24 protein-coding genes are annotated in these 21,471 nt (G+C 62.8%); 9 read left to right on the forward strand and 15 right to left on the reverse strand.

The window, feature by feature from the left end; all coding sequences use genetic code 11:
- The first annotated feature begins 12 nt into the window (after positions 1 to 12).
- The gene (locus tag QMO80_RS06495) at positions 13 to 1,062 is read left to right on the forward strand and encodes a fatty acid desaturase (protein ID WP_283199339.1); all 1,050 of its coding nucleotides are present in this window, start codon (positions 13 to 15) and stop codon (positions 1,060 to 1,062) included.
- Positions 1,063 to 1,071: 9 nt separating this feature from the next.
- Here QMO80_RS06495 and QMO80_RS06500 read toward each other — a convergent pair whose 3' ends face one another.
- Complete coding sequence (locus tag QMO80_RS06500) at positions 1,072 to 1,986, reverse strand: SDR family oxidoreductase (protein WP_283199340.1); 915 nt, start codon at positions 1,984 to 1,986, stop codon at positions 1,072 to 1,074.
- Between the two features lie 88 nt (positions 1,987 to 2,074).
- Between QMO80_RS06500 and QMO80_RS06505 the strand changes: the two genes are divergently transcribed.
- Positions 2,075 to 2,644, forward strand: a complete 570-nt coding sequence (locus QMO80_RS06505; protein WP_283199341.1) for a TetR family transcriptional regulator — start codon at positions 2,075 to 2,077, stop codon at positions 2,642 to 2,644.
- Here QMO80_RS06505 and QMO80_RS06510 read toward each other — a convergent pair.
- From QMO80_RS06510 to QMO80_RS06525, 4 genes are all read right to left on the reverse strand, one after another.
- A complete protein-coding gene (locus QMO80_RS06510; RefSeq protein ID WP_369685933.1) occupies positions 2,641 to 3,267 on the reverse strand; it encodes an exopolysaccharide biosynthesis protein in 627 nt (208 codons plus the stop codon). The genes QMO80_RS06505 and QMO80_RS06510 overlap by 4 nt on opposite strands.
- Positions 3,268 to 3,292: 25 nt before the next feature.
- Positions 3,293 to 3,595: a hypothetical protein gene (locus QMO80_RS06515; RefSeq protein WP_283199342.1), complete on the reverse strand. Its 303-nt coding sequence runs from the start codon at positions 3,593 to 3,595 to the stop codon at positions 3,293 to 3,295.
- Between the two features lie 44 nt (positions 3,596 to 3,639).
- Positions 3,640 to 4,623 (reverse strand): TerC family protein, encoded by a 984-nt coding sequence (locus QMO80_RS06520; protein WP_283199343.1) that lies wholly within the window; start codon positions 4,621 to 4,623, stop codon positions 3,640 to 3,642.
- Positions 4,624 to 4,823: 200 nt separating this feature from the next.
- A complete protein-coding gene (locus QMO80_RS06525; RefSeq protein WP_283199344.1) occupies positions 4,824 to 5,300 on the reverse strand; it encodes a YcgN family cysteine cluster protein in 477 nt (158 codons plus the stop codon).
- A 217-nt stretch (positions 5,301 to 5,517) separates the two neighbouring features.
- On the opposite strand from QMO80_RS06525, the gene QMO80_RS06530 reads away from it, so the two are divergent.
- The 3 genes from QMO80_RS06530 (at position 5,518) to QMO80_RS06540 (ending at position 9,128) form a co-directional block, all read left to right on the forward strand.
- Positions 5,518 to 7,704, forward strand: a complete 2,187-nt coding sequence (locus QMO80_RS06530) for a transglycosylase domain-containing protein (RefSeq protein WP_283199345.1) — start codon at positions 5,518 to 5,520, stop codon at positions 7,702 to 7,704.
- Positions 7,705 to 7,999: 295 nt separating this feature from the next.
- A complete protein-coding gene (locus tag QMO80_RS06535) occupies positions 8,000 to 8,587 on the forward strand; it encodes a DUF1214 domain-containing protein (protein WP_283199346.1) in 588 nt (195 codons plus the stop codon).
- Positions 8,580 to 9,128 carry a DUF1254 domain-containing protein gene (locus QMO80_RS06540; RefSeq protein WP_283199347.1) on the forward strand — a complete coding sequence of 183 codons (549 nt, stop codon included), beginning with the start codon at positions 8,580 to 8,582 and terminating at the stop codon, positions 9,126 to 9,128. The genes QMO80_RS06535 and QMO80_RS06540 overlap by 8 nt, the downstream gene beginning before the upstream one ends.
- Positions 9,129 to 9,141: 13 nt before the next feature.
- Here the strand turns inward: QMO80_RS06540 and QMO80_RS06545 are convergent, their stop codons facing one another.
- A complete protein-coding gene (locus QMO80_RS06545) occupies positions 9,142 to 9,309 on the reverse strand; it encodes a hypothetical protein (protein WP_003578079.1) in 168 nt (55 codons plus the stop codon).
- A 539-nt stretch (positions 9,310 to 9,848) separates the two neighbouring features.
- Here QMO80_RS06545 and QMO80_RS06550 point away from each other — a divergent pair.
- Together QMO80_RS06550 and QMO80_RS06555 are read left to right on the forward strand one after the other, a co-directional pair.
- Positions 9,849 to 10,055 carry a hypothetical protein gene (locus tag QMO80_RS06550; RefSeq protein ID WP_003578078.1) on the forward strand — a complete coding sequence of 69 codons (207 nt, stop codon included), beginning with the start codon at positions 9,849 to 9,851 and terminating at the stop codon, positions 10,053 to 10,055.
- Positions 10,056 to 10,305: 250 nt separating this feature from the next.
- Positions 10,306 to 11,361, forward strand: a complete 1,056-nt coding sequence (locus QMO80_RS06555; RefSeq protein ID WP_283199348.1) for a DUF2336 domain-containing protein — start codon at positions 10,306 to 10,308, stop codon at positions 11,359 to 11,361.
- A 21-nt stretch (positions 11,362 to 11,382) separates the two neighbouring features.
- Here QMO80_RS06555 and QMO80_RS06560 read toward each other — a convergent pair whose 3' ends face one another.
- The 4 genes from QMO80_RS06560 to QMO80_RS06575 all read right to left on the reverse strand — a co-directional run bounded on the left by QMO80_RS06560 (position 11,383) and on the right by QMO80_RS06575 (position 15,800).
- Positions 11,383 to 11,727 (reverse strand): DUF1491 family protein, encoded by a 345-nt coding sequence (locus QMO80_RS06560; protein ID WP_283199349.1) that lies wholly within the window; start codon positions 11,725 to 11,727, stop codon positions 11,383 to 11,385.
- Positions 11,728 to 11,787: 60 nt separating this feature from the next.
- A complete protein-coding gene (locus tag QMO80_RS06565) occupies positions 11,788 to 13,236 on the reverse strand; it encodes a methyl-accepting chemotaxis protein (protein WP_283199350.1) in 1,449 nt (482 codons plus the stop codon).
- Between the two features lie 127 nt (positions 13,237 to 13,363).
- Positions 13,364 to 14,287 (reverse strand): peptidoglycan-binding domain-containing protein, encoded by a 924-nt coding sequence (locus QMO80_RS06570; protein ID WP_283199351.1) that lies wholly within the window; start codon positions 14,285 to 14,287, stop codon positions 13,364 to 13,366.
- The gene (locus tag QMO80_RS06575; RefSeq protein WP_283199352.1) at positions 14,259 to 15,800 is read right to left on the reverse strand and encodes a HAMP domain-containing sensor histidine kinase; all 1,542 of its coding nucleotides are present in this window, start codon (positions 15,798 to 15,800) and stop codon (positions 14,259 to 14,261) included. Before QMO80_RS06575 ends, QMO80_RS06570 begins: the two co-directional genes overlap by 29 nt.
- 452 nt (positions 15,801 to 16,252) lie before the next feature.
- Between QMO80_RS06575 and QMO80_RS06580 the strand changes: the two genes are divergently transcribed.
- Together QMO80_RS06580 and QMO80_RS06585 are read left to right on the forward strand one after the other, a co-directional pair.
- Positions 16,253 to 16,747, forward strand: a complete 495-nt coding sequence (locus QMO80_RS06580) for a DUF5330 domain-containing protein (RefSeq protein WP_283199353.1) — start codon at positions 16,253 to 16,255, stop codon at positions 16,745 to 16,747.
- Positions 16,748 to 17,094: 347 nt separating this feature from the next.
- Positions 17,095 to 17,517, forward strand: a complete 423-nt coding sequence (locus tag QMO80_RS06585) for a SufE family protein (RefSeq protein ID WP_283199354.1) — start codon at positions 17,095 to 17,097, stop codon at positions 17,515 to 17,517.
- A gap of 231 nt (positions 17,518 to 17,748) precedes the next feature.
- On the opposite strand, the gene QMO80_RS06590 is transcribed toward QMO80_RS06585, so the two are convergent.
- The 5 genes from QMO80_RS06590 to QMO80_RS06610 all read right to left on the reverse strand — a co-directional run bounded on the left by QMO80_RS06590 (position 17,749) and on the right by QMO80_RS06610 (position 21,321).
- Positions 17,749 to 18,180, reverse strand: a complete 432-nt coding sequence (locus tag QMO80_RS06590) for a MucR family transcriptional regulator (protein ID WP_003569414.1) — start codon at positions 18,178 to 18,180, stop codon at positions 17,749 to 17,751.
- A gap of 441 nt (positions 18,181 to 18,621) precedes the next feature.
- Positions 18,622 to 18,954: a monovalent cation/H(+) antiporter subunit G gene (mnhG, locus tag QMO80_RS06595; protein WP_283199355.1), complete on the reverse strand. Its 333-nt coding sequence runs from the start codon at positions 18,952 to 18,954 to the stop codon at positions 18,622 to 18,624.
- Positions 18,951 to 19,304: a cation:proton antiporter gene (locus tag QMO80_RS06600; protein WP_283199356.1), complete on the reverse strand. Its 354-nt coding sequence runs from the start codon at positions 19,302 to 19,304 to the stop codon at positions 18,951 to 18,953. Before QMO80_RS06600 ends, mnhG begins: the two co-directional genes overlap by 4 nt.
- A complete protein-coding gene (locus QMO80_RS06605) occupies positions 19,301 to 19,774 on the reverse strand; it encodes a Na+/H+ antiporter subunit E (RefSeq protein ID WP_283199357.1) in 474 nt (157 codons plus the stop codon). The genes QMO80_RS06600 and QMO80_RS06605 overlap by 4 nt, the downstream gene beginning before the upstream one ends.
- On the reverse strand, positions 19,771 to 21,321 hold the full coding sequence (locus tag QMO80_RS06610) for a Na+/H+ antiporter subunit D (RefSeq protein WP_283199358.1): 1,551 nt from the start codon (positions 21,319 to 21,321) through the stop codon (positions 19,771 to 19,773). Before QMO80_RS06610 ends, QMO80_RS06605 begins: the two co-directional genes overlap by 4 nt.
- Positions 21,322 to 21,471 lie beyond the last annotated feature (150 nt).

Below are 21,471 nucleotides of genomic sequence, written 5' to 3' on the forward strand. Positions count from 1 at the left end.
AAGGAAATCCAAGTGGTCCCTTTGGGCGAACCCGCCGCAAACTCGGAGTCTTCCGGGGGGCACAACGCGCTTTTCGCTGAGAAGCGCTGGTTGAAGATTCTTGCCGGATACCGTCAGCCGAGAGCCGGCCGAAGCGCTTTTGAGCTTGCCGTCACGGTCGTCCCGTTCGCTCTGTTCTGGGCTGCCGCATGGGCCGCGGTTCATTACAGCTTCTGGCCTGGCCTCATCCTCGTCGTTCCCGCCGCCGCTTTCCTGTTACGGCTGTTCATGATCCAACACGATTGCGGCCATGGCTCGTTTTTCGCACGCCGCGGCGTCGACGACTGGGTTGGGCGAACGATCGGCATCCTGACGCTGACGCCATACGACTATTGGCGCCGGGCACACGCGGAGCACCACGCCTCGGCAGGGAACCTGGACGAACGCGGCGTCGGCGACATCGAGACGCTGACGATCGCCGAATATAATGCGCTGTCGCGCTGGGGCCGGCTCGGCTACCGGCTCTACCGGCACCCGGCCGTGATGTTCGGGATCGGGCCGGCATGGCTGTTCATCATCAAGCAGCGCCTGCCTTTCGGCATGATGCGCTCCGGCGCCCTGCCCTGGATCTCCACCATGGCGACCAACCTTGCCATTGCGCTGGCCGCCGCTCTGCTAATCTGGGCGGTCGGGATCATCCCCTTCCTGCTGGTGCATCTGCCGATCGTGCTGCTTGCGGGTGCCGCCGGCGTCTGGCTGTTCTACGTCCAGCACCAGTTCGAGGAGACACATTGGTCGAAGGAGCCGGACTGGCAGTTCCAGCATGCAGCCCTTCACGGCGCTTCGCATTACGACCTGCCGCCGGTGCTGCGCTGGATCACCGGCAATATCGGCATCCACCACGTGCATCACCTGTCGAGCCGGGTGCCCTATTACCGGCTGCCGGAGGTGCTGCGGGACCATCCCGAGCTTGCCGATATCGGCCGCATCACACTCATGGACAGCCTGCGCTGCGTCAAACTGGTGCTGTGGGACGAGCAGACAAAGCGGCTGGTGTCGTTTCGCGAGGCGGCGGCCCGGTAACAGGCAGCCTCAGCGGTAGCCCGTCACATCTGCCGGTTTGCCGGGCTCCTGCACCTCCACCATGTAGCGCCAGCAATCCGGCCGCGAGCCGTCGATGTCGTCGAAGCCATAGAGCCTAGCCAGTCCGCCGCTCGACAGCGACTGACCGTTCCAGCGGGCGCGGTCGGGATCGGCGGCAATCGCCGCCACGGCGCGGCCGACGAAGCGCGGCGTTTCGGAAATGGCGAAATGCGGCTGCACCTTGGTCGCCTCGCGCCAGTTCTTCTCACTGACACCATAAGCATCCAGCATCATTTCGGAGCGCAGCCAGCCGGGCGTGATCGAAACGGCAGTGGCGCCGTGTTTTGCCAGATCCTGCGCATGCGCCCAGGCCATGCGGGTGACACCCGTCTTGACGAGGTCGTAGAAGGGCGACAGCCGGTAATGCGTGGCATTGTAGTTGGCCGTACCATCGGTCACCTCGATCAGCAGCCCACCCGGCCGCTCGATCATCAGCGGCAGCGCGTAATGGGCGGTGATCAGATGCGTGTCGATGCCGAGCCGCAGCAGGCGCAGGCCTTTATTCAGCGAATGCTCCCAGACAGCCTTGTCCCATTCGAACAGTTTTTCGCCGCCCCAGATGTCGTTGACGAGAATATCGAGCCGGCCCGCCTCCGCCCGGATGCGGGCGACCAGCGCCTCGACCTCAGCCTCGACGAGATGATCTACCCGCACGGCGATCCCCTTCCCGCCCGCAGCCGTTACCAGCTCGGCCGTCTCCTCGATCGTCTCCGGCCTGGCATATTCGGATTGCTGTGTGCGCGTCGTGCGCCCGGTCACATAGACGGTGGCGCCGGCAGCGCCGAGTTCCACCGCAATGCCGCGGCCGGCGCCGCGCGTGGCGCCCGCCACCAAAGCCACCTTCTCCCGCAAGTCCGCTGTCATCTCTCCATCCTCCACGCTAAAACTGGAAAACACCCTTGTATATAAACGAACGTTCGTTCATAAATAAGGCAGATGCAAGAGGAATTACATGCCGCGCCGCCGCACGCTTTCCGATGAACAGCTTCTCGCCATGGTGCTTGCGCTGATCCATGCCGAAGGGCCGGATGCGGCGACCTTTGCGGCGGTGGCCAAAGCCAGCGGTCTTTCCGGCTCGACGCTGGTGCAGCGCTTTACCACGAAGGCAGCGATGCTGCGCGCAGCCCTGCTTTATGCCTGGGACAGGCTGGACGCGGAAACGGCAAGGCTTGCCGGCAGCGTTGAAAAAACGCCGGACGGCGCCGTGGCGCTGCTCGTCGGCCTGTCGCAGGATTACGGCGACAATGCCGCCGCCTATGGCGAGGGACTGCTGGTGCTGCGCGAAGACTTCCGCGATCCGGTGCTGCGCGCCCGCGGGGCAGCCTGGGGCGAAGCGCTGACGGCGGCAATCGCGCGCTGTTTCGGATCGGCGCGCGCGCCGGAGACCATCGCCCGGCTGATGCTGTCGCAATGGCAGGGCTCGCTCACCTGGTGGGGCTTTGGCGCAGAAGGGCCGGTGGCGGCCTACGTGGAAGCGGAGTTGCGGCGTTTCCTCGCCGCGGTCCCCGTCCATTCGGCTTAAGAAGCCGTGAAGATCATCGCCTTGATAAAATAGAGCAAGGCGGCGGTCGCGACGATCGTCGCCGATGTCAGCAGCAGCCCGATCAAGGTGACGAGACCATCCCGCTCCATCAGGGCGACGGCGAGCACGACCAGCGAGAACACCGGCAGAATATTGCCGAAGGGGATCGGCAGCGCGATCACCACGGCGAGCAGGAAGACAGGAATGCCAAGAAGCGCCTGCACTGTCGGGCCGGTGAGGGCCTGCATCCGGCCCACGCGCACGAGCTTTTCCACCCGGGCGATCATCGGGACCGCGTGACCGACGATAAGATCAAGCGCCGCGGGCGAAACCCGGCGATCCTTGACGATGGCGGGCAACCAGACCTTCCGGCCACCCGCGACGATCTGGAGGGCGACCAGCGCGAGTGCGGTGCCGAAAACCATTCCGAACGGCCCGGGGATTGGGGTCAGCGCCGGGATTGCCAGGAACAGAATGGTGAAGGCGATGCTGGTCTGGCCCATCGCCTCCAGAGCCTCGCCGATGGAGAGGCCGCCTTTCACCCGGGCGATTTCCAGCATCTCCCGAAGCCGCGCAGTGGCCACACCGCGCGGCGCTCGTCTATTTCCGTCTTGATCGGTCACACGGTCCATTCTCAGCTGGCTGCCGTCACGCACCCTCGCCGTCTCCCTTCAGGGCACTGGCGAGGGCTGCGCATTGCGGGTCGCTGCCGTCGAGAAGTTCTGCCGGCGCAGTATGGCCGATCGCTATGCTGACGACTGTGGCCGTCGCCCAGCCGTAATCGCCGGTGGCGCGCTCGATGAGCCGCGGTCCCTGGGATGTCAGGCAGGCCTGGGACTGGCGGACGATCTCCACGGGAAGCCGGGCGCGCTCAGCCTGTTCCTGTATCTCCGCCTGCAGCGGACCGACGACGAGGATGGCAAAAATCCAGCCGATGAAATCCGAAATCATATCTGTTTCCTTCCTTTGTTAACGTATTCCCTCGCAGAGCCCGCTCAGGCGGGCTGCTGGGGATCGCGCGTTTTGAGGAGGCTCCAGACCACGCCGGCGGCGATGATCGCGAAAGTGATGCTCAGCGAGAGCGCGGCCGGGAATTTTTCCAAGCCCAGCAGATCGGCGAGGAAGATCTTCGAGCCGATGAAGATCAGCACGATGGCAAGCGCGGGCTTCAGATAGCGGAAGCGATGAATCATCGCCGCCAGCGCGAAATAGAGGGCACGAAGGCCGAGGATCGCGAAGATGTTCGAGGTATAGACGAGGAACGGATCGGTGGTGATCGCGAAGATCGCGGGGACCGAATCCACGGCGAAGATGACGTCGGCCACTTCGACCATCACGAGCGCCATGAAGAGCGGCGTGATGAACCAGGTCATCGCTCCCGTCCTGGGGTTTGCCTTTCTGACGAAGAACCGTTCGCCGTGATGTTCCTCGGTGACGTTGAAACGGCTGCGCATGAAGCGGACGAGGACGTTCTTCGAGACATCGGGCTCGGCCTCCTTGACGAACAGCATCTTGATGCCGGTGACGATCAGGAACGCGGCGAAGATATAAAGAAGCCAGGCGAATTCGGCGACCAGCGTGGCGCCGACGCCGATCATGATGGCGCGCAGCAGGATGACGCCGAGAATGCCCCAGAAGAGCACCCGGTGCTGGTAGATGCGCGGCACGGCGAAGAAGGAGAAGATCAGGGCGATGACGAAGACGTTGTCGAGGGCCAGCGTCTTTTCGACGACGAAGCCCGTCAGATAGGCAAGGCCGGCCTCGGAGCCGAGATACCACCATACCCAACCGCCGAAGGCGAGACCGAGCGCGATATAGAGGGCGGAAAGTCTGACGCTTTCGCTGACGCCGATTTCCTTGTTCTGCTTATGAAGAATACCGAGGTCGAACGACAGAATGGCGATGACGAGGGCGAAAAAGCTCGACCACATCCAGAGCGGCGTTCCCAGCCACTCGACGAACAAAAAAGAGCGATTCAAGGATAGTCCCCTGTCGGCACTGGTTGTCGGAGAAGAGGTCCGACATCGCAAGAGTGCCGAAGCTCTCGCCAGAGGGGCCCGGACCAGCGGGTTGAGCCGCAAGTGGGGTCTCACTTCTCAACAATCAAGCAGCGGCCGGCGCCAATTTTATATTTTGCGCCGAAGATAAGGCGGCCGTGCAAATGGGGGCGCCCGCCGCCTCAGGCTTCTTCCTCGTCCTTTTCTTCGCCGACGGTCAGCGGCCAGTCGACGACGTAATCCTCGAGATCGTCGATATCGATTTCGTTTTCGTTGATCGTGCGGCCGCGCGCGGAAATGCCGGCGGCATGAACGGTCTCGGGATCATCGGAGACGAGCGGGTGCCACCAGTAGAGATCGCGGCCCTCATTGACCAGCCGGTAGCCGCAGGTGGGCGGCAGCCAGGCGATATCGGGCACGTTCTCCTTGGTCAGCTGCACGCAATCCGGCACGAAATCCCAGCGGTTCTCGTAGCTGGAGCAGCGACAGCTTTCGCCGTCGAGCAGTTTGCAGCGGACCGAGGTGAAATAGATATCGCCGCTATCCCATTCCTCGATCTTGTTGAGGCAACAGAGACCGCAGCCGTCGCAGAGGCTTTCCCACTCGGCGACGGACATTTCGGCCAGCGTCTTGCTCTTCCAGAAGGGCAGATCGTTCATCGTTCGTTTCTTGCAACAGCGGCCCGCAAATTCGCGTGACCCTCATGCATCTCTCTTGTTATCAGCCGCAAAATCAATCAATTCTTCAGTATGCTCCTGGTACCGGAGAACTGTCTCCCGGTATCGGCGAGCTTTGCGGCCATATGCGGGCCTCGCGCTTTCGTCGCCTTCCGGCGGCAGGATATGACCGAAGTGCGATCAAGCGGGAATACAGGACGTGCAGGACCCGGACAACCCAGAAAGCGGCTCGGCAAACGAGCCGGGAAAAGCGGCGAATGGCACGGCGGGCAAACGTCCGGCGAAGAGCCGTCATATTCTGCTGCGCATCGATTCGTGGATCGATTCGACCGTCTGGAACGCCGGCTTCCGCGCCGCTGAAATCTGGGAAGACATCACCATCTTCTTCCGCCGCTTCCGCGTGCGCGGCTGGAAGCGCATGGTCTTCGAATTGGCCGGCGAAGGGCTGACGCTCGGAGCGGCCGGCTCGGTGCTGATGCTGGTGCTTGCCCAGCCGGCCTTCGAGGCGACCAAGGAGGACTGGCGCAACCGCGGCGATTTCGCCGTCACCTTCACCGACCGCTACGGCAACGTCATCGGCCATCGCGGCGTCATCCACCAGAACTCCGTGCCGATCGACGAGCTGCCGGATTCGCTGATCAAATCGGTGCTCGCCACCGAAGACCGGCGCTTCTTCGACCATTTCGGCATCGACGTGATCGGCCTGTTCCGCGCCATGGTCACCAACGCCCAGGCCGGCGAAGTCGTGCAGGGCGGCTCGACGCTGACCCAGCAGCTCGCCAAGAACCTGTTCCTGTCCAACGAGCGCTCCATCGACCGCAAGGTCACCGAGGCGTTTCTGGCGCTATGGCTCGAGGCCAACCTTTCCAAGAAGGAAATCCTCTCCACCTATCTCGACCGCGCCTATATGGGCGGCGGCACGTTTGGCGCAGCCGCGGCGGCGCAGTTCTATTTCGGCAAGAACATCACCGACGTGAACCTGGCAGAATCCGCCATGCTCGCCGGCCTGTTCAAGGCGCCGGCGAAATATGCGCCACATGTCAACCTGCCGGCGGCGCGTGCGCGCGCCAACGAGGTGCTGACCAATCTCGTGCAGAGCGGGCTGATGACCGAGGGACAAGTGATCGCCGCCCGGCGCAATCCGGCAACCGTCGTCGATCGCAACGAGGTGGAATCGCCCGACTTCTTCCTCGATTGGGCTTTCGACGAGGTGCAGCGGCTGTCGCCGCGTTTCCACCAGCATTCGCTTATCGTGCGCACGACGATCGACATGGGCATCCAGCAGGCGGCCGAGGAATCGGTCGAAACATCTCTGCGCGAATATGGCGAGGCCTATCACGCCAAGCAGGGCGCCATGGTGATGATCGAGAACGGCGGCGCTGTGCGCGCCATGGTCGGCGGCCGCGATTACGGCGAGAGCCAGTTCAACCGCGCCACCAGGGCGCTGCGCCAGCCGGGCTCTTCCTTCAAGGTCTATACCTATGCCTTGGCGATGGAGAGCGGGATGACGCCGCAGACGACGATCGTCGACGCGCCGATCTCCTGGGGCAACTGGAGCCCGCACAATTACGCCAACCGTTATGTCGGCCGCATCACGCTCGAGACCGCCATCGCCCAGTCGATCAACACCGTGCCGGTGCGACTTGCCAAGGAGAAGCTCGGCATCCAGCCGATCCGGGCGATGGCGAAAAACCTCGGTGTCGAAACGCCGATCCGCGACGACGTCACCATCCCGATCGGCACCTCCGAGGTGACCGTGCTCGACCAGGCGACGGCCTATGCCACCTTCCCGGCCGGCGGCTACCAATCGCGCCGTCACGGCATCACCCAGATCCTCGATTACGAAGGCGATGTGCTCTACGATTTCGACCGCGACGAGCCGGCGCCAAAACGTGTGCTGTCCGAACAGGCCGACGCCTATATGAACCAAATGCTGTCGCGCGTGCCCTATGTCGGCACGGCGCGCAAGGCGGCACTCGACAACGGCGTCGTGACAGCGGGCAAGACCGGCACGACCCAGGCCTATCGCGACGCCTGGTTCGTCGGTTTCACCGGCAACTACACCTGCGCCGTCTGGTTCGGCAATGACGACTATACCTCGACCAACGAGATGACCGGCGGCTCGCTGCCGGCGATGACCTTCAAGCGTGCCATGGACTACGCCCATCAGGGTGTGACGCTGCGCGCCATCCCCGGCATCGAAAATCCCCTGCCCTCGGAAAAGGATCTCGCCAAGACCGTCGCCGCCAAGCCGCAGGACGGATTGCCGCAGCTCATCCGGCCGCGCATGCTCTCGGTGCAATCGACGAATATCCTCAAAGCCCTCGGCGCAAAGCTGAAAAATGCTGCCCCGCTGGCGCCGGCGAAGGTGGCGAGTGCGGAATAGATCCTGAGCGAATGCGTCGAACGATGCCGGGAGATCGGCGAGAGTGAGTGGCCCCTCATCCGGCTTGCCCCCTTCTCCCCGCACGCGGGGAGAAGGGGGCAAGCCGTGACCTCTCGGTCTCTCGCTAACGTCTCGTGGGGCACGTCCCCTCTCCCGTCAGAACGGGGAGAGGGTTAGGGTGAGGGGCAGACATCGGCGTTAACCGGACAGATCAACGTCCATGTCGTCGCACGGCATTCCACCCCGCCAGAATCAGTGGTAACCCTTCATCTGATATGGTTTCCAAGGTCTTGACGTGTTTCGATTCCCCCTCTTCATCCTGATCACGCTGATCGTCGCCTTCGGCGGCGGGATCATGATTTCGCTGTATGCGCTGGATGCGACGCAGGGTTTCGGGGCGATCAAGCTCGGCGCCTGGGAGGCCTTTCCGGCGCTGCAGACGGTCGATGCCGATCCTTACGCCAAGTCGCACCGGGCGCGCGCCGGCAAGCTGCTTTACGGCAGCGCCGAGGGGCTGACCTTCACGGCAAGCGTCGACGATGACGGCACGCGGCTGAATGCCGGCTGCCGCTACCGCATCAGCGGGCAAACGCCGCCTGCCCGGCTCTGGACCCTCTTTACCGCGGATAATGGCGGCAACCCGGCGGCGGTAAAGGCTGGGCATCCCGCAGCGCTCAATTCCTGGACGGTGCTGCGCCAACCGGACAGCAGCTTCTCGATTGAAATCTCGGCCGCGGCGCAGCCGGGCAACTGGCTGGCCTTGCCGGAGGCCGGCACCTTCCGGCTGGTGCTGACGCTGTTCGACACGCCAACTGCCGGCAGCTCCGGAGTGATCGACCTCGCCATGCCGAAGCTCACCAAGACCGGATGCGGCAATGCTTAGGATCTTCTTCGCCATCCTGACCGGGCTTTTCGGCGCAGCGCTGCTGCACCTCGTCATCATCCTGTCGCTGCCACATTTCACCGGCAAGGATGCGGCGACCCGCGTCGAGGCGGAGGGCGACCTCAACAATTTCACCCTGCTCGGCGGCGAGTATGACGAGGCGGGCCTTGCCAATGGCGACCCCTTCGTGCGCACCGCCGTCTGCTCCTTCGACGTCGAGGATGCGCCGGTGCATTTCACCGCCAGGGGCAATGTGCCCTTCTGGTCGATCGCGATCTATGACAGCGCCTCCAACGAGGTCTTCAGCATGAACGACAGAACCTCGGTCGGCGGCGCGCTCGACGTCGTGGCGGGCGGGCCGATCCAGCTGACCGACCTGCGCAAGAACCTGCCGCAGGAATTGCAGCAGGCGATCCTGGTGGAGATGGCGCGGCCGGACGGCTATGCCGTGCTGCGGACGCTGGCGCCGCAGGCAAGTTTCGATGACGCGGCGCGAAACTTCCTGACGGAATCCGGCTGCGAGCAATTCAGCGCCCGCTGAAGTTGAACGGACGTTACTTCTTGTTGACGCGCGGCGCAGGCGCCGGGCCATGTCTAGGGCTCTCTGCCAGCCGCTCGTAGCGGACGCCGGTGAACCACAGGATCTTGGCTTCGCGGGGCTCTTTGTCCGGACGGCGCGGCGCCCGCGGCTGCCGATCCGCCAATGCGACTACTATTGCCATTCTCGTCTCCATGCACTGCCCGAGACGGATGAACTTACGATGGATTTCACCCTGCCCGCCAATGTGCGAGCCGGCGCGTCCTGCGGTGGCGGAGTGACCGGACCGAGGGCATTCGCGCCTTTCCCACGGCACCTGATTGAAATACCGTGACCAGGAGTTTCAACGATCCAAACACTCAAATCGCGTCGTTCCCATCCGAATTGAGACAGATGACAGTTAACAGTTTACTAATATTCGGCAAAAGCCAAACACAGTTCACGTCACTTCCTCTGTAACGCGCAAAGAGTTGATTTGGTTTCACGCCGCCCGCGCAAAGCCACGACTGAACATCGATGTATAAATTTAGAAACAATTCATAGGGTTGGCATGAATGCTGCAAGCCTACTCACGGGCAAAGCGGCGATGTTGCAAAAATGCTTCATGAAAATATTTAATTGCGACCACCTCGGATGCGCGTATGGTTGCTCCAGTCGATCACAGATTTCCGGCCCCGGTCGATCGCGGATCTTCACGCTTTTGCCGGAATGCGGAGGCTAGCGATGTCTTTGCTGGTGAATTCATCTTTCTCGCCTGACGATCTCGACGTGCTGCGCGGTGCGCTCGATGCCTGGTGCGCGGAACGGCGCGTCGACATCAAAAGCGTCGAGGCGCAGTATGCGGCATCCGCAGCACTCGACCTCTATCAGGCCGGTCACGACAGTCGCGAAAAGCTGCTGGACGCGCTGCGCGATCGCAAGGCTGCCTGACCCTTTCCCCATCGCGCCAGCAATGTGCAATCGTTGCAGGGGTCTCTTCAAACCAGACTTTTCATCTTGCCGGCCAATCACATGGCGACACGCTCAACGTGTATATTTCTGTTACATTTTAATAAAATCTTCAGCATGCGTTAACCCTGTCGGTGTAGGATTTGTTCATAACCCATGTGGCCCGGCATGCGTTCCGCCAGCGCATATCGGCCCGTGGTTCCCCTTGGTTCGGCGTTTTCGGGGTGTTCTTGTGCGTGACCGGTTTCGAGACCTAGAGGGCCCATTGGCCGTCAGGAAAAAGGACGTGGTATTGATGGCGACCGTCAGCAGTTTCGAGAACCTGTCTCATCCGACACGGTCCGAGCTGCGCCAATTTGCCGAGCTTTTCATGCCGCTTTTCCAGGCTTCCTCCGACGAGGCCAAGCGCCAGGCGGTCGCGGCACTCTCCCAATGCGAAAACATGCCGGCGGCCGTGGCGCTGTTCATCGGCAACCAGCCGATCGAGATCGCCGCGCCTTTTCTTGCCGCCTCCAAGGCAATCGCCGACGATACGCTGATCACCATCGCGCGCATGCAGGGTGCAGCGCATGTCAAGGCGATCGTCAGCCGGAATTCTCTCTCCCCGAAGGTCATCGATGCGCTGGTGGCGCTGCGCCAGAGCCAGCCGCGCTCGACAGCCGCATCGGCGCCGATCACGGAATCACCGACGGTACCGCTTTCGCCGGCGCCGGCGCCTGCAGAAACCAACGAGGCGGATGCGCTGCAGGAACAGCGCGTTGCCAATGAAGAGGCGCTGCGCGAGCGTATTCTCAGTCTTGCCGGTCATCTCGGCCGGGCCGACGAGGACAGGCTCGGCCTGCGCACGCTCACCGACATTCAGGAGGCGCTGCTGGTGCGCTTCGCCCGCTCGCGCGAGGCGATGCATTTCGCAACCGCGCTTGCCGATGCGCTGTCGGCCAGCCGCTGGCTTGCCGAGCGCATCATGCTCGATCTTTCCGGCCAGCAGCTGGCGACGACGCTGACGAGCCTCGGCATGGGCTTTCTCGACGCCGTCTTCGTGCTGGAAAGGCTCTACCCGCATCTTGCCGAACAGCAGCACAATGTCACGCGCGGCTGGATGGTGCTCGATGCGCTCGACCCGGAAGAATGCCACGAACGGGTAGAAGCCTGGCGCCGCGCCGATCGCTACACCTACAAGCCCGAGGCGGCCAATGCGCCCGCGCTACAGGAAACACCGAACCACCGCTTCGTCAATCAGGCGCCGGCGCAGCGCGACATGCGCATCCTGGGGCGCCGGTCCCGCTGAGATCAGGAGCGCCGTCGGCCCTCAGCCATCCCGCGCAAGCGGGATCATGTCTCCCAGTTCCTCCGCCTCGAGCTCGACGATCCAGAGATCGGGGTCGAAGCGGCGTTCACGCTCCAGCATGGCGCGCACCGTCTCCGGCTCGCTGCGCAACAGGCGGATTTCGAACAGACGGCCGCCCGCCTCACCCTCGCCGAAGGCGGTCTGCGGCGCTGGCGCATAAAGGGTTTCCAGGCCGTCGCGAAAATGCTGGCGGATGAAGATCGCGCCCGCCTCCTCCGCCCCCTTCTTCTCGACGGCGGCAAAGTCGCCGCTGGCAAAAACGCGGCGCAGCAGGGAGGAAACGAAGATGTCGGCGCGTAATCTCATCGGCGCGGTATAGACCGGCGCGCCGGCATCGGCAATCCGCAGTTAAATGATGACGATGCGTCAGACCTTGACCGCCAGCCGCAATCCGCCCCAATGGCGGCCCATCACGGTGATCGGCGCGGAAATATCCTTCATCATCACGAAATTGCCGCCGCCCATGTCGCGCCGATAGGTCTGGACGAGGAAAGGCGCGGTGCTGCGGCCGGCGGCAAGGCCGACACGATCGGCGAAGATGCGGCGATTGCGACAATTGGCAGTGTTCCAGACAGCGTCGCCCGGCCGCTGCGGCTGCGAGAATTTCCGGTTATGGGTTGGCAAGTAGCCGTTTTCGTCAACCGCCGCGCAGAAGGCGACGCGCTCGTCGAGGGCAACGACGGGTTCCAGGATCGAAGGCAGCAGCCGGTCGGTGAGCTCGGTGAAGGCGGCCATCATCTGCGCCGGGTCGGTACCCGGTATCGGCCGGTAGCGTCGGTCGAAGAGGGCGTCGAGGCCGATCTGACCCTCGGCGATGGCCCGTTCGAATGCGCCAGAAATCTGCCTTGCCACCGACTGCGCCTCCTCGATCCAGCGGCTGTCGGCGGTCTTCACACCGGCGCTCGCCGTCAGCTGGACCAGGGTTTCGGAAAGACCGACGACGCTGTCGACCCGTTTTGCCGCCTGCTGCAGCCTGATATTCGAACCGGCGACCTCGCCCGACATCTCGCTGAGCTTTTCGACGAAACCAGCGCATTGCTGGTCGACGGCCTCGGTGGTGTTGGCCATGACGGTTGAACTGTCGAGGATGCGGGTGATGACATGTTCCATGCTTTCGAAGGCGCCGCGCATCGCCTCCGACTTGTCGCGGACACCGGCGGCACTCTCACGCGCATCGCCGCCGACCACCGACAGCCGGTCGATCTTCACCCGCAATTCGTCCAGCGTGTCCTGGATCGAGCCGGTCGCCTTCGAGGTCTGCAGCGAAAGCGCCCGGACCTCGGCGGCGACGACGGCAAAACCCTTGCCCGCATCGCCGGCGCGCGCTGCCTCGATTGCGGCATTCAGCGCCAGAAGGTTGGTCTGGCGGGCAATGGTGCTGATCTCGTCGGCGATCTTGTCGACGTCGGCCAGCGACTTCGAAAAGCCGGCGATTTCGGCACCGATGACGTTGGAAGACTGAACCATGTGGCCGATCTCGGCGACGGAGCCGGACAGGCGGTCGGCCGATTCCTTCAGCATCTGGCGCGCTTCAGCCGCGGTGCGGTCGGTCTCCCGCAGCGACAGGGCGACCGAACGGTTGGTTTCGGCAATCGAAAGCGCGGTGCCGGTGACATGATCGAAGGCGGAGGCATGGCGGGCCGACATCGCCGCCATGTCCTGAATGGCGCCGGCAATATCGACGAGATCGATGCCGAGTGTCGAAGCCTCCTCGGCAAGGCGCTGCAGGATGTGGCGCAAGGCGGTGCGATCCGGGCCTTCCGCTTCGACAGCCGGTTCTCCGGCCAGATCGTCTATCGCCTTCAGCGCATGCATGACCGACGTTCCCCCGCCTCAATCGGCAAAGCTTCGATCAACATGGTTAATAAGTTGCAAACGGCGCCACCGCCTTAGACTTAGGTTGTAGTCAAAGAGGCTTGGGCTGCATGCTGCGCGATATGTCTCAGATCGCGCCGATTTCCTTGAGCTTTTTCAGCACCGCCTGGGTCGGCTCGCCGTTTTCGGGCAGGTTGTAGTGCTTCTGGAAATGGCGGATGGCCGCGCGGGTCTGCTCGCCGGCGACGCCGTCGACGCCGACATTGGCATAGGCCATGTTGGAAAGGCCCTTCTGAATCTTCAGCACCAGGTCGACATTGGTGATTTCGCTCGAGGGAACCTGCTTTGCGGCCGAAGGGGCGGTTTTGACCGACTTTTCGGCGCTGCGGATCGCCTCGGCCACCGGGTCTTCCGCCGCCGCCTTCGAGCTCACATCCTCGGGCGGCTTTTCCATGGGCACGGTCGAAGGGCCCGATGCATCCGTCTGCAGCGCCGCCAGCACCTCCGGCGTCGGATCGCCGGTCTGGGCCATGCCGACCGTTTCCTCGAAGAAGAGGATGGCCGCACTGGTGCGTGGGCCGATGATGCCGTCAGGTATGCCGTTATAAAGGCCGCGGCGCACCAATTGCTGCTGGATGTCCATGACGAGCTGGCTCGGCTGCTGACCGGGCGCGGCAGGCGCCGGCGTCGCGTTGGTGGTGGTCGCGGCATCCTCCGGCCGCTCGATGCGGAAGGTGGTGACGTCGCCCTGCTGCTCCTCGGCCGGGCGGCGGGCGCCGAGCACATTGGGAGACTGCGGATCGCGGGTGCGAAAAATCGGGTGCGGATGCAGGCCGGGCTGATACCAGAGCGCGTTGGCGGCGACGAAGGAGAAGATGACGACGAAGGTGATGGTGCCGCCGGCAACCGACGGATTGCGGCCGATGACGCCGCCGAGCACCGATGCGCCCTGCAAACTCAGGCCGCCGAGCGCCGCTGCACCCGACATCAGGAGGCCCGGCTGCTGCCGTCCCCTTTTTCCCTTAGGCGATTTTCGCTTGCGCGCGGCCATCGAAACGCCCCTCCCCCAATTCTGCACCTGCATTGACCGCGCCCTTCAGCCGCGGCGGGAACTCGACAGTCGCACCATGACCGGCGTCTTCGGCGCACACGGCGCCCGAGCCGTCCACCGCGATCTCGATGGTGATGATCGTGCCTTCGCCGGGCTGGCTGGCGATGGCGAAATGCCCGCCATGCAGCGCCACCAGCCCCTTGACCAGGGAAAGACCAAGGCCGGTGCCTTCGAAGCGGCGGGTATAATCGTTCTGGATCTGGACGAAGGGCTGGCCGAGCAGGGCCAGCTTGTCGGCCGCAATACCGATGCCGGTATCGCTGACCGTCAGCTTGAGGATGCCGTCGCGCGCCGCCGCATCGACCGAGACGACACCGCCGGCTTCGGTGAACTTGATGGCATTGCCGACGAGATTGATGAGGATCTGCTGGATGGCGCGCTGATCGGCGACGATCTCGCCGAGGCCGCGCTGGATCCGACTCGTCAGCGTCAGGCCCTTGGTCTTGGCCTGCAATGCCAGCATCGATTCGCAGGACTTGACCGAGCTTGATATATCGAAGGCTTCGAGGATCAGCTCGTAACGGCCGGCTTCGATCTTGCTCATGTCGAGCATGGTGTTGACGACGGACAAGAGATGCGCGCCGGTTTCGCGCACGAGGCCGACATATTCGCGCTGGCGGTCGTTTTCGAACTTGCCGAAATATTCACCGATCAGGATATCGGAAAAACCGAGAATGGCGTTCAGCGGCGTGCGCAGCTCGTGGCTGACGGCGGCGAGGAAGCGCGACTTGGCGTCGTTTGCCGATTCGGCATCGGCGACGCGGTTCTGGGCTTCGGCCCGCAGCTGCTGTTCGACGGAGACATCGCGCAGCTGGGCAATGACGGCGGCAAGCTCGCCGTCGGCGTCGCGCCGGGCCGTCATGTCCATTCTGAGATAAGCGAACTGGCGCTGATCGCGCGCGACCGAGGGGCGGTCGATGCGCAGATCGACACATTCGGTATCCTCGCCCCGGCGCAGGCTATCGAGCGCCTGCAGGAAAAGGATGCGGTCGGAGACATGCACCTGCTCCAGGAAACCCCTGCCCTTGGGATCGCGCATCCAGGCGAGAAAATCGCGACGGTCGCGGCCGCCGATCGTGGCCACACTGCCATGCGGGTCGAGGAAGAAGACCAGGCCGGGGGTGGCGGCAAGGAAGAAGTCCTCGGCCGACTGCGTGGCGATCCCGGCCGACGACCCCTGACGGGCAAGCGCAATGCTGCCGACGGCGGAAAAGAGGAAGGCGGCGCAGACCATGGCGACCCCCGCCGGCAAGGCGACGGCCGGGCCGGTGACCGCCGAAAGGCCGATGGGCGCAGCAATAAGAGCAGCCGACGAGAACAGCACGAGGCGGCGCAGGATCGCGAGCTCACGCTGGCGCACGGCTTCGCCGCCGCCCGTCCGGGAGAGCCAGCTTGTCGCCGCCCGGTCTACGAGAGCCGTCACCCAGCCGCCAATGTTACTCAATACTCGCACGCAATACCCGCCCAAAAAGGCTGTCTGTCGATCCGGACAATAGGCCCCGGCGGCTTAAAGAAAGGATAAGGCAAAAGCGCTGTTCACCGCCGGAAAGGGCCGAAAATCCCGTTTTGAAGCATCCGGAAGGCTCTTTGCCTTTTGTGGTTAATAGCGGGTAAGCGACGGATATTCCTCATATTTCAGCATTGCGTTAACTCATGTGGCAAGGCGAGCCGGCAAAAGCCCTGCAATTGCAAGCAGGTGCTGCCCTGATGCTTAACGGCGATCGCTCGCATTCGACTAAAATGCCCGTCAAATACCGGTCGCTAAAATTTGAACTAAATTTGCCGCAAATGCGCGTGAGTTTCGAAAAGCGGCATTCGCAACTTGGCGGTAGGGTGAAAACACACCGGACAACCGGCCTGATTCGGCGACAAGAACCGGACGGGAAAACAGGATGGGCAACGACAATGTGGTTTCTGATCAAAGGATCCTTCTGGTTTGGCCTTGTGCTCGTGCTTCTTTCCGTCTTCAGCACGGAGAGTTCCGACAAGCTCGCCGGCGGCCCGCAATTGCAGCTTTCCGACGCGTTTACGGCGGTAAGCGGCGCCTATGACTATCTCACCGGCATGTGCTCGGAAAAACCCGAGGTCTGCGCCAAGGGCGCCGAAACCGTCACCGCACTCGGCTACCGGGCCCGCGAAGGCGCCCGCGTCGCCTATGAACTGCTCGACAGCCAGTTCAAGGACGAGGCTCCGGTGACTGCAAGGCATGCCGAACCGCAGACGCCGGTGGCTCTCGCCATGCCTTCGCTGGCAGCGCCCGCCATCCAGGAAAAGATGCGCGAAGCAAAGGCCGCGCTGAACCAGCCGATGCCTTACCGCCCGCCGGTCGAGGATGACGCCTCCGCTGAGGCTGTTGTCACCGGCGCAATCCCGCTGCCGACGCCGAAGCCGGCAATCTGAATTTTCGACCTTGCATCGGTGCTCCGCATGACGCGGAAATGCCCCATGCCTGACGTGCCTGCCCTGTTTAATTCAGCATGTTGCTGCGCCGTGAGGATGCCCATCCCTCACGGCGTTTCTTTTCATATATGCCATCAGCAAGCGTGCCGCGGTTTAGAGATCACGACACGCATGAAAACAAAGAATTGAAGCGAGTCGCATGAATCCTGTTCGACGCGGCGCGCTTTAACGGTTCAAATCCGCCGGTCTTTCACCTATATGCAGTTTAGAGCTTTTCCTCGCGCATTCCGGACGCAAAACCGCTGTGCACTTTTGCTGGAAGTGCTTTAATAGTGAAAGGCTTTCTCATGGCATCCCTCGACCAGATCATCGACGACTTCGCTTTCCTGGACGATTGGGAAGACCGCTACCGCTATGTCATCGAACTCGGCAAGGCGCTGCCTGAACTCGCCGAGGAGAAGCGCACCACCGAAAACAAGGTGATGGGCTGCGCCAGCCAGGTCTGGCTGGTGACGCATACCACAGGCGATCCCGACAATCCGGTGATGAGCTTCGAGGGTGATTCCGACGCCCATATCGTGCGCGGCCTCGTCGCCATCGTGCTTGCCACCTATTCCGGCAAGGTGGCGTCCGAGATTGCCGGGCTCGATGCCTTCGAGATCTTCTCGAAGATCGGCCTGGTGGAGAACCTCTCATCGCAGCGTTCGAACGGACTGCGATCGATGGTCAACAGGATTCGCGAAGAAGCAAAGCTTCGCGCCGCGGCCTGAACGCACAGTTCCGGGCGACATGTCTTGGTGTTTGAGGGGCTTTGAGAGATCCGGAGCGCAGCGATTCGGCAAGCGCTTCCGTCATCGAATCAGTATATTAACACTTGCTCATAGTATAGGAATACATTCTACGCCTGCCGGTAAAGCATAGAGCAGAGGCCCTACCGCAAGCGCAGACAGAAAAGCCGGGCACGAGACCCGGCTTTTGTCGTTGGTGGCTTTCGAAAAAGCTCAGCCGCGGCCGCGCTTGCGGCGCTGACCCAGGCCCATTTCCTTTGCCAGGCGCGAACGCGCTTCGGCATAGGCGGGCGCTACCATCGGGTAGTCGGTCGGAAGGTCCCACTTCTCGCGGTATTCTTCCGGCGAGAGGCTGTGATGCGTCATCAGGTGACGCTTGAGGGACTTGAAGTTGCCGCCGCATTCCAGACACGTGATCTGCTCGTCCTGTACGGACTTGCGGACAGAGACTGCAGGCTTCTGTTTTTCGACGATGGCCGCAGCAGGCTGCGGTACGGACGTGTTGCTGAGTGCCGAATGCACGTCGGAAATCAGATTTGCCAGGTCGCTGACCGGGACAACATGGTTGCTGACATAAGCCGCGACGATGTCGGCTGTCAGTTCCACAAGCAGCTCCGGCGCATTGCCGGTCGCCATTTCCGTCATATTTTTTCTCCTGTTAGCATGCTCAAACGGCCTTTGACTGTTACGCCAAAGACCCGCCTCGTAGAAGCGAACAGCAAAAGCACGGGAAGCGACCTTCTGTTTCGAAAAACGCGAAATCCACCCCTAGATTCCGAAGAGCGAGACCTGTTCTTATACTGCCTGACTGCAAACCACTACGTCATGCCCCAGGCGATGGCCTCAGTTTAGACATGAAAAATCAAAACTGAGGGACTTGGAAGCAGTACGATTGTAATTCACAATCAGAACTCTACTTGCATTTTCAAATACCATCGTTTGGTCGAAAGGCCAATTATTATTTGTCGTTTTTCTTGAGAAAAAATGACAGATGAAGAATTAAGGCGCTTACGGGCAAGCTTTACTCACAGCTTCCTGTGCATAAGTTTTGCATAAATCTGGTAAAGCGGCGAAACAGCACGGGGCTCAGCGCTCGCGCATATCGTCGCGGACCGAGACGGCACCGAGCGCATATCCCGAAAGGTGGGCGGCTCTGGCCAGCAGATGGGCAGAGACCGGCGCCGTCAGCAACAGGAAGACAAAGCCGGCAATGGCGCGGGCGAGAATCGCCAGGTCCTGCGAATAGAGGCCGGCGGCAAGAAGCAGCAGGCCGGAACCGACCGTCCCCACCTTCGAGGCCGCGTGCATGCGCGTATAGAGATCGGGCAGCCTCAGCAGGCCGATCGCCGCCGAAAGAGCAAAGAGCGCACCTGATATCAGCAGCAGGGCGGCGACGGCAGCCAGGATATAATCCATCATCGCTTGGCCCCTCCCGCATGACGTCTTTTGGCGCCGGCCTTCGGCGGAGATGCGGAGGCCGGCGATTTGCTGTTGCCGCGCGACAGCACGAATCGGGCGAAGGCGACAGTCGCCAGGAAGCCGACGAGGCCGAGCGAGATGGCGATATCGATATAGAGCGAAAAGCCGGTCTTGACGGCGATAACGGCGATTAAGCCGATGGCGATGCCGGTCAGCATATCGAGGGCGAGGATACGATCCGGCAGTGTCGGGCCGGAAACGACGCGCCAGACCGTGAGAATCAGCGCCAGGGCGAGAATGACGAGAGCGGCCGAGGATGCGGCCGCGACGATGGCGGCAGGGGTAATCACCGGAAAGCCTCCATGATCTTGCGTTCGAAACCATTGGCGATATCGCGCTTGGCTGTCTCGGGATCGGAGCAATCGAGCGCGTGGACATAAAGCGTGCGGCGATCCGTGGAGACATCGACCGAAAGCGTGCCGGGTGTCAGGGTGATGAGGTTTGCGAGCAAAGTGATCTCGAAATCGCTCGTCACCGTCAGCGGGAAGGCGAAGATGCCGGGCTTCAGCTTCATATCGGGCGAGAGGACGGTGAGCGTGACCTTCCAGGCCGACAGCGACAGTTCCTTCAGGAACAAAGTGGCGAGCGACAGCACCAGGCCGGCGCGGCGCAGATAGCCCTTGCCGCCGAAGGGTTCGCGGATGACGGTGAGCGAAAGGGCGCCAAGCAGAAAACCGAAGACGAGATTGTGCAGCGAGGCGCTGCCGGTGACCGCGACCCAGGCGATGGCGAGCAGCAGATTGAAGAGGAAGGCGATCACCTGATGCCTCCGGGGAAGACCGAATGGAGATAGGCCTGCGGATCGGCAAGGCCGGCGGCGGCCGATTGCGACAGCGCCAGCAGCCATTCCGGCAGGATGCCGAAGCCGACGACCAGCGCCGTCAGCGCGGCAAGCGGCAGGCCGGTGCGCCAGAGGGCCGCCGACGGCATCGCGGCTGTCGGCGCCGGCCGCCAATAGGCGAGCAGAAAGAGCCGGCCGAAGGCGATCGTCGTCAGAAAACCGCCGACGAGGATGACCGCCGCCAGCCACCAGGCGCCGCTATCGAGCGAGGCCTTGACCAGAATGACTTTCGGCCAGAAGCCGGAAAAAGGCGGCAGGCCGCAGGCGGCAAGGAAGAGCATGAGGGAGAGCGCAGTGAAGGCGCCGCTTTGCCGATAGAGGCCGCCGAGGCCCGACAATAAGAAGCCGCCGCCGCGCCGGGCGATCTCGCCGGCGGCGAGATATAGCGCCGTCATCAGCACCATGGAATGAACGGCATAGAAGACTGCGCCGCTGATGCCGCCGCCGGGGCCGCCGATTGCAACGCCGGCCAGCATATTGCCGATGCCCGATATGACGACATAGCCGAACAGCCTGCGGATATCGTTTTCGGCAAGTGCGCCGAGCGCGCCGACGAGGATGGTCGCGCCGGCGGCAAGCGCGATCAGCAGGCTCAATTCCTGGCGCTCCACCGGCAGCAGCATGACCACCACCCGGATCAGCGCGTAAATGCCGACCTTGGTGAGCAGGCCGGCAAACAGCGCCGAGACCACGATGCGCGGCGTATGGTAGGCGGCGGGCAGCCAGAAATTGACCGGGAAGGCTGCCGCCTTCATGGCGAAGGCGAGCAGGAAGAGGCTTGCCAAGGTCATCAGCGGCGCCGTGGCCCGCAGATCCCTCGCCCTTGCCGCGATGTCGGCCATGTTGAGCGTGCCGAAGGCGGCATAGAGGATGCCGACGCCGATCAGGAACAGCGTCGTGGCGATGAGATTCAGCACCGCATATTTGAGTGCGCCGTCGATCTGCTGACGTTCGGAGCCGAGGATGATCAGCCCGAAGGAGGAGATCAGCAGCACCTCGAACCAGACATAGAGATTGAAGACATCGCCTGTGAGAAAGGCGCCCGTCGCGCCGGCCATCAGCAGCATGAGCAGCGGAAAGAAACCGTATCGCCGGCCACTTTCGCCGATATCGGCCAGCGCATAAATGCCGGCGGCGAGCGCAACAAGGGCTGAAGTGAAGGCCATCAGCGCCCCGAAGAGGTCGACGGTGAAGGCGATGCCGAAGGGCGGCAGCCAGCGACCCATGACCATGGTGAGCGGCCCTTCGGCGGCGACCTTGGCAAGCAGCGCCGCATCGATCAGCGCCAGCATCACAAGGCCTGCGATGGCGAACCAGGCCTGCAGGCGGAGATGAGCGCGCAGCATCAACAGGACGGCGCCGAGCATGATGCAGTGAGCGACCGGCAGGATGGCCAGCCAATGGCCGATCGGCACCGGGGCGGTGATCAGGGCGGCGGAGAGATCGATGGTAGTTGGGGCGGCCATCAGGTGCGGCCTTCGGGAACGCGGGCGGCGTGCCGTGGGATACCCCCCTCTGCCCTGCCGGGCATCTCCCCCACAAGGGGGGAGATCGGCAAGACGCGCCGGCTTTCCGACATATCAATTGCTCCCCAAGCCGCTTCACCCGTCTCAGCC

The sequence above is a fragment of the Rhizobium sp. BT03 genome, from assembly GCF_030053155.1.
In the GTDB taxonomy this organism is placed as follows: domain Bacteria; phylum Pseudomonadota; class Alphaproteobacteria; order Rhizobiales; family Rhizobiaceae; genus Rhizobium.

Bases quoted from the DNA above. Each gene is read 5' to 3' on its own strand.
- QMO80_RS06585 (WP_283199354.1), top strand. From the start codon at position 17,095: ATGGCATCCCTCGACCAGATCATCGACGACTTCGCTTTCCTGGACGAT.
- QMO80_RS06570 (WP_283199351.1), bottom strand. From the start codon at position 14,287: ATGGCCGCGCGCAAGCGAAAATCGCCTAAGGGAAAAAGGGGACGGCAG.
- QMO80_RS06500 (WP_283199340.1), bottom strand. From the start codon at position 1,986: ATGACAGCGGACTTGCGGGAGAAGGTGGCTTTGGTGGCGGGCGCCACG.
- QMO80_RS06565 (WP_283199350.1), bottom strand. From the start codon at position 13,236: ATGCATGCGCTGAAGGCGATAGACGATCTGGCCGGAGAACCGGCTGTC.
- QMO80_RS06515 (WP_283199342.1), bottom strand. From the start codon at position 3,595: ATGATTTCGGATTTCATCGGCTGGATTTTTGCCATCCTCGTCGTCGGT.
- mnhG (WP_283199355.1), bottom strand. From the start codon at position 18,954: ATGATGGATTATATCCTGGCTGCCGTCGCCGCCCTGCTGCTGATATCA.
- QMO80_RS06590 (WP_003569414.1), bottom strand. From the start codon at position 18,180: ATGACGGAAATGGCGACCGGCAATGCGCCGGAGCTGCTTGTGGAACTG.
- QMO80_RS06610 (WP_283199358.1), bottom strand. From the start codon at position 21,321: ATGGCCGCCCCAACTACCATCGATCTCTCCGCCGCCCTGATCACCGCC.
- QMO80_RS06525 (WP_283199344.1), bottom strand. From the start codon at position 5,300: ATGAACGATCTGCCCTTCTGGAAGAGCAAGACGCTGGCCGAAATGTCC.
- QMO80_RS06560 (WP_283199349.1), bottom strand. From the start codon at position 11,727: ATGAGATTACGCGCCGACATCTTCGTTTCCTCCCTGCTGCGCCGCGTT.
- QMO80_RS06550 (WP_003578078.1), top strand. From the start codon at position 9,849: ATGTCTTTGCTGGTGAATTCATCTTTCTCGCCTGACGATCTCGACGTG.
- QMO80_RS06545 (WP_003578079.1), bottom strand. From the start codon at position 9,309: ATGGCAATAGTAGTCGCATTGGCGGATCGGCAGCCGCGGGCGCCGCGC.
- QMO80_RS06540 (WP_283199347.1), top strand. From the start codon at position 8,580: ATGCTTAGGATCTTCTTCGCCATCCTGACCGGGCTTTTCGGCGCAGCG.
- QMO80_RS06580 (WP_283199353.1), top strand. From the start codon at position 16,253: ATGTGGTTTCTGATCAAAGGATCCTTCTGGTTTGGCCTTGTGCTCGTG.
- QMO80_RS06505 (WP_283199341.1), top strand. From the start codon at position 2,075: ATGCCGCGCCGCCGCACGCTTTCCGATGAACAGCTTCTCGCCATGGTG.